Origin of the sequence: Streptomyces sp. NPDC086777 (assembly GCF_040702065.1) — a bacterium.
Taxonomy (GTDB): Bacteria; Actinomycetota; Actinomycetes; order Streptomycetales; family Streptomycetaceae; genus Streptomyces.
Map to the genome: position 1 here is coordinate 1 of NZ_JBFBJI010000089.1, position 5,700 is coordinate 5,700.

A 5,700-nucleotide genomic window follows, 5' to 3' on the forward strand; every position below is an offset into this window, starting at 1 on the left:
AGGCGGTTGCCGGAGTACATGGTGCCGTCGGCGGTCGTGGTCCTGGACGAGCTTCCCCTGACCCCGAACGGCAAGACCGACCGCACCGCACTGCCGATGCCCGAGCACTCGGGGACCGGCCGTGGGCGCGGGCCCGTGACAGTGGCCGAAGAGCTGATGTGCGGGGTGTTCGCCGAGATCCTCGGCCTTGAGCAGGTCGGGGCGGAGGACGACTTCTTCGACCTGGGCGGCCACTCGCTGCTGGCGACACGACTGGTGTCGCGGGCACGGTCGGTCTTCGGTGTCGAACTGGGCGTCCGGGAGCTGTTCGAGGCTCCGACGCCGATGGAGCTCGCGGCCCGGCTCGGCGGTGCGGGATCGGCGCGGGCCGGTCTGGCCCGGTGGGAGCGTCCTGAGCGGGTGCCGTTGTCGTTCGCCCAGCGGCGGCTGTGGTTCCTGGCGCAGTTGGAGGGGCCGACTCCGACGTACAACATGCCCCTGGTGCTGCGGCTGGACGGTGCGGTGGACGCCGGTGCGCTGGACGCGGCTCTGCTGGATGTGGTGGCGCGGCACGAGGTGCTGCGTACCGTGTTCCCGGCCGACGACGGCGAGCCGTACCAGAAGGTGCGGGACGTGGCCGAGATCGGTCGGCTCGTGCGGGTTGCGCGGACCGCCGGCCGGCAGGAGGCCGACGAACTGGTGGCCGCCGAGATCCGGCACGGTTTCGACCTGGCGCAGGAGATACCGGTCCGCGCACTGCTGATCCGGACGGAACCGGACTCCGCCGTGCTGGTGGTGGTGCTGCACCACATCGCCGGAGACGGCTGGTCGATGGGACCGTTGGCCCGCGACATGTCCCGCGCCTACGCGGCACGCCGTGCGGGGCGGGCGCCGGAATGGCAGCCGCTGCCCGTGCAGTACGCCGACTACACGCTGTGGCAGCGCGACCTGCTCGGCAGCGAAACGGATCCGGAGAGCCTGCTCGCGGGTCAGGTGGAGTACTGGCAGGAGGCACTGGCCGGAGCGCCCGCGGAACTGACCCTGCCGCTGGACCGGCCCCGCCCGACCACCGCCTCCCACCAGGGCCATACCGTGGCCCTCGACATCCCCGCGGAGGTGCACGCGGAACTGGCCGCGCTCGCCCGCGCGCAGGGTGTGACGATGTTCATGCTGCTCCAGGCCGGTCTGTCGGTGCTGTTGTCCCGGCTGGGCGCGGGGGAGGACATCCCGATCGGCACGGCGGTGGCGGGCCGGACCGACCAGGCGCTGGACGACCTCGTCGGCTTCTTCGTGAACACCCTGGTGCTGCGCACCGACGTGTCGGGCGACCCGACGTTCGAGGAGCTGCTGAGCCGCGTGCGGGAGACGAGCCTCGCGGCCCTCGACCACCAGGAGGTGCCGTTCGAGCGGCTGGTGGAACTGCTCACCCCCGACCGCTCGTTGGTGCGCCATCCGCTGTTCCAGGTGATGCTCACCGTGCAGAACACGGCTGGCGCCGCCCTCGACCTGGGTGACGTGCGGGCCGTACCGCTCGCGGCCGGGGCGATGGCGGCGCGGTTCGACCTCAACGTGACCTTGGGTGAGGTCACCGTGGACGGCCGTCCCCGCGGGGTGCGGGGTTCGCTGACCGGGTCGGCGGATCTGTTCGACAGGCTCACCGTGGAGACCGTCGCCGAGCGGTACGTACGGGTGCTGACGGCGGTCGCGGCCGATGCCCGGCTACGGGTTCACGAGGTCGACGTGTTGTCGGAGGACGAGCGGGAGCGGGTCGTCGAGACCTGGAACGACACCGGTGTGGTGGGTACGCCGGGTGTCGTGCCGGTGCGGTTCGCCGAGCAGGTGACGCGCACACCCGGCGCGCTCGCGGTGGTGTGTGGTGAAGAGCGGCTCACCTACCGGGAGTTGGACGAGCGCGCGACCCGTCTGGCGGGTTTGCTGGTGGAGCGAGGGGCGGGGCCGGAGTCGGTGGTGGGGGTGATGCTGGACCGCTCGGTCGAGCTGCTGGTCGGGCTGCTGGCGGTGTGGAAGGCGGGCGCCGCCTACCTGCCGATCGATCCGGACTATCCCGCGGAGCGTGTACAACTGATGCTGGCGGACGTCCGACCGGTGTGCGTGGTGGTGGACGGCGCGTCGGCGGGCAGTTTGCCGGACGGGCTCGGGGTGGTCGTCGATGGTGCGGAGGCGGCCGCTCAACCGGCGGAGTCGGTGGTGCCGGGGCCGGAACATGCGGCGTATGTGATGTACACGTCGGGGTCGACGGGGCGCCCGAAGGGCGTCGTGATCACGCACGCCGGACTGGCCAACCATCTGGCGTGGGCACAGCGGGAGTTCGGTCTGGAGAAGCGGGACCGGGTACTGCACAAGACGCCGTTCGGGTTCGACGCCTCGGTGTGGGAGCTGTGGTGGCCACTGACGGCCGGGGCGGCACTGGTGGTCGCCGCGCCCGGAGAGCACCGTGATCCGGCGTATCTCGCGGGCCTGATCCGGCGGGAGAGTGTCACCGTCGCGCACTTCGTACCCTCCTCGTTGACGGCGTTCGTGGCCGAGCCGACGGTGGTGGGCTGCACGAGTCTGCGGATGGTGTTCTCCGGCGGGGAGGCGCTGACGAGTGGGCTGTACGAGCGGGTCACGGCTCTGCTGCCGGCGCGGTTGCACAACCTGTACGGGCCGACCGAGGCCACGGTCGACGCGACCTCCCGGCACGCCGGTCCGGTCGAGAACACCGGGACCGTTCCGATCGGCCGGCCCGTCGACAACACCCGCCTCTACCTCCTCGACCGGTGGCTGAAACCGGTTCCGGCCGGAGTCGCGGGGGAGTTGTTCATCGCGGGGGAGGGCCTGGCACGGGGGTATCAGGGGCGTGCGGGGCTGACGGCGGAGCGGTTCGTGGCCTGTCCGTTCGGGGGGCCGGGTGAGCGGATGTACCGGACCGGGGACGTGGCCAGGTGGACGGCCGACGGTGAGCTGGTGTTCGTCGGGCGTGTCGACGACCAGGTGAAGGTCCGTGGCTTCCGGATCGAGCCGGGCGAGGTGGGCGCCGTTCTGGCGACCCATCCGGCGGTGACGCAGGCGGTGGTGCTCGCCCGGGAGGACGTCAGTGGCGACCCACGGCTGGTGGCCTATGTCGTTCCGGACGCCGACGGGGACTCTGGCGATGAGCTGGCCGCTGAGCTGCGGGTGTTCGTGGCTGGGCGGTTGCCGGAGTACATGGTGCCGTCCGCGGTGGTGGTGCTGGATGCCCTGCCGCTGACGGTGAACGGGAAGGTGGACCGGGCTGCCCTGCCCGCGCCCGAGTATGTGGCGTCCGGTGGGCGGGGTCCTGCGACGGTGGCCGAGGAGGTCGTGTGTGAGGTGTTCGCCGAGGTTCTGAACCTGGGGCGGGTGGGCGCTGATGACAACTTCTTCGAGTTGGGCGGTCATTCGCTGTTGGCGGTGTCGTTGGTGCAGCGGTTGCGTGAGCGTGGGTTCGGGGTGTCGGTGCGGGCGTTGTTCGAGTCGCCGACGCCCGCGGGGGTGGCCGCGGCCGGTGACGCCGGTGGTGTGGTGGTGGTGCCGCCGAACGGTATTCCGGACGGGGCCGAGCTGATCACGCCGGAGATGCTGCCGCTGGTGGATCTCACGGTCGGGCAGATCGAGTTGGTGTGTGCGTCGGTGGAGGGTGGTGCCGCGAACGTGGCGGACGTGTATCCGCTGGCCCCCTTGCAGGAGGGCATCTTCTTCCATCACCTGCTGGCGGAGCCCGGCGAGGCGGACGTCTACCTGGTTCCGACCGTGGTGACCTTCGACGGCCGGGAACGGTTGGACGCGTTCGTGTCGGCGTTGCAGGGGGTGGTGGATCGGCACGACATCTACCGCACTGCGGTGGTGTGGGAAGGGCTGCCGGAGCCGGTGCAGGTGGTGCGGCGGCACGCGGTGGTGCCGGTCACCGAGGTGGTCCTCGGCGCAGAAGGCGATGCCGCGGCTGAACTGTCGAGGGTGGCGGGGGCGTGGCTCGACCTGCGGCACGCGCCGTTGCTGCACGTGCATGTGGCGCAGGAGCCCGGCAGTGACCGGTGGTTGGCGTTGGTGCAGGTGCACCATCTGCTCCAGGACCACACGGCGTTGGACGTGGTGCTGGGCGAGGTCGCGGCGTTCATGGCGGGCCGTGGGGGCGAGTTGCCGGCGCCGCTTCCGTTCCGCGACTTCGTGGCCCAGGCGCGACTCGGCGTCTCGCGTCAGGAGCACGAGGACTACTTCGCGGGTCTGCTCGGCGACGTCACAGAACCGACGCTGCCGTTCGGTCTGGCGGATGCCCGCGGTGACGGTTCTGGTCTGGGGCAGGGGCGGTTGTTGTTGGCGGACGAGCTGGCGGCGGGGGTGCGGGAGCGGGCGCGTGAGTTGGGGGTGAGTCCGGCGACGTTGTTCCACGTGGCGTGGGCGCGGGTGGTGGCGAGTCTGTCCGGGCGCAGTGACGTGGTGTTCGGGACGGTACTGCTGGGGCGGATGAACGCAGGGGCCGGGGCGGAGCGGGTTCCGGGGCCGTTCATGAACACCCTGCCGGTGCGGCTGGACGTCGCGGCTCATGACGCCGTCGAGGCCGTGCGGGCGATGCAGTCCCAGCTGGCGGGGCTTCTCGTGCACGAACACGCCCCCTTGGCCCTGGCCCAGCAGGCCAGTGGCGTCAAACCACCGGCGCCTCTGTTCACCTCCCTCTTCAACTACCGGCACGCGCCCGGGCAGGCCGGCCGCAGGCGCGGCGACACAGCCGGTGGACTGGCCGGAATGAGGGCCCTGCTCACCCAGGAGCGTACGAACTATCCGTTGGCTGTGGCGGTCGATGATCTGGGGGTTGGCTTCGGGGTGACGGTGGATGTGGTGGATCCGGGGGATGCGGGCGTGGTGTGCGGGTTGTTGGAGAGGGCGGTGGAGGGGTTGGTGGCGGTGTTGGGTGGGGTGGGTTCCGGGGTGGGGTTGGGTGGGGTGGGGGTGTTGTCGGAGGAGTTGTGTCGGCGGATGGTGTCGGAGTGGAATGACACCGGGTCGGTGGCGGGGGTGTGGGTGCCGGATGTGTTTGCGGAGCAGGTGGCGCGTGATCCGGGTGCGTTGGCTGTGGTGTGTGGGGATGAGGAGGTGACGTACGGGGAGTTGGACGATCGTGCGTCGGGTCTGGCGGGTGTGCTGGTGGCGCGGGGGGTGGGGTTGGAGTCCGTGGTCGCGGTGGCGATGGACCGGTCGGTGGAGCTGATCGTCGCGCTGCTGGCGGTGTTGAAGGCCGGCGGGGCCTACTTGCTGCTCGACCTCTCCTACCCGGCGGAGCGCGTGGCGTACATGCTGGCGGACGCGGCGCCGGCATGCGTGGTGACGACTCGGGAGGGTGCCGCGGGGCTTTCGGCGGGTGTGCCGGTGATCGCGGTGGACGACCCGGAGGTCGTCGCGGAGTCGGCGGCTGCCGTCGGGTCGGCGTTGCCGGTGCGGGGGCGGCCCGAGTCGGCGGCCTACGTGCTGTACACGTCGGGGTCGACGGGGGTGCCGAAGGGTGTGGTGGTGTCGCATGGGGGGTTTGGGGGTTTGGTGGCGGGTCATCGGGGGTTGTTGGGTGTGGGTCCGGGGTGTCGGGTGGGGCAGTTTGCGTCGCCGAGTTTTGACACGTTCGGGTGGGAGTGGTCGATGGGGTTGTTGACGGGTGCGGTGTTGGTGGTGGTGCCGGATGAGGTGCGGTGGGGTGTGGGGTTGGGGGAGTTT

At 71.0% G+C, this 5,700-nt stretch carries 1 protein-coding gene; it reads left to right on the forward strand.

The window, feature by feature from the left end:
• On the forward strand, positions 1–5,700 hold a 5,700-nt coding region (locus AB0472_RS45820), incomplete at both ends, for an amino acid adenylation domain-containing protein (RefSeq protein ID WP_366365629.1).